The following is a 1,006-nucleotide window of genomic DNA, read 5'->3' on the forward strand; positions in this document are numbered from 1 at the left end:
GCTATCTGGGGAGCGCACGCGCCATGGCGCTTGGCATCCCGCCACTGGCTTGGTTTTGCGCCGCCACGTGGCCGGTTTTTACTCCGCCGTTGACAGCCAACCTCGGTACGGCTCAAGCCAAGAGAATCGCTTAGGTCTTACACGGTGTTCCCCGGGCGAAAGGGCTGCGGTGCACGCTCGGGGCGCTTCAGTGCTTCGGCATATTTGCGGGCATTGTCGTCAATCGTGCCGTGCCAAAGCTTCGAGACGAAGGCCCGGGCGTCTTGGACTGTCATGTCTTTCAGCGAAGAGGACAGCGCCATGAAAAGCTCATCCTCGCTAATTGCAGCGGCGCGGTGCATGGCATCCGCGTAAAATGACGGCTCGTTGAGAACCTGCTCGCGCAGCGGCATCCGCGCGAGGTTCTCCTCCGGGATCGCCATGAAGATCGTGTCCTGAACTTCGGTCAGATAAGCGCGGCGCGATGTGGACACCGGCTTTCCCGCCGCCTTGGCCTCCAGAAATGCCTGCCTTGTCCTGTCGAGCTTTGCCCTTGCATGGGTCATGATGACATCACGCTTGCGGTTAAGCAGCGCAAATCCGGTGCAACGCTCGATATGAGCAAGAAGCTCTGCAACCTCTGCTTCTACATCAAAGCTCTCGAACCACGGAGCTTTTCCCAGTCTCGCCACCATGCGCCTACCTTCGTCTATTCAATAATATATTATCGTATATCATATTCAGCAGATCGCAAGCAGATGGCGCCCGTCATGCAGCCAAACATGGAAAAAGGGGAACCGTGATCCCACGGCTCCCCTTTCGATTCAGATCGTCTCCCCTCGCGCGCCGATTAGGCGACCAAGGAGAGCCCCGCGCCCGCGTCCTGCGGCTGCTCACCGCTGTCGATGAACGGGATGATCGAGAAGGTCTGCCCGCCGCGCTGTTCTTCGTTCTGCACGGCGTTGACGCGCAGATCGCCATCGGGCGTGTTGATCAGCAGCGACAGGTAGTCATTGCCCGTGCGACT

Annotated in this window: 1 protein-coding gene and 1 pseudogene; both read right to left on the bottom strand. The window is 59.1% G+C overall.

All coding sequences use genetic code 11. The annotated features are described in order from the left end of the window. Window positions 1-137 precede the first annotated feature (137 nt). On the bottom strand, window positions 138-674 hold the full coding sequence (locus GGR17_RS20230) for a hypothetical protein (RefSeq protein WP_235974563.1): 537 nt from the start codon (window positions 672-674) through the stop codon (window positions 138-140). Window positions 675-829: 155 nt separating this feature from the next. Beyond that, window positions 830-1,006, bottom strand: a pseudogene (locus tag GGR17_RS20605) (DUF736 family protein); the annotation flags it as partial.

It is taken from the genome of Actibacterium naphthalenivorans, assembly GCF_014196965.1.
Taxonomy (GTDB): Bacteria; Pseudomonadota; Alphaproteobacteria; order Rhodobacterales; family Rhodobacteraceae; genus Actibacterium_A; species Actibacterium_A naphthalenivorans.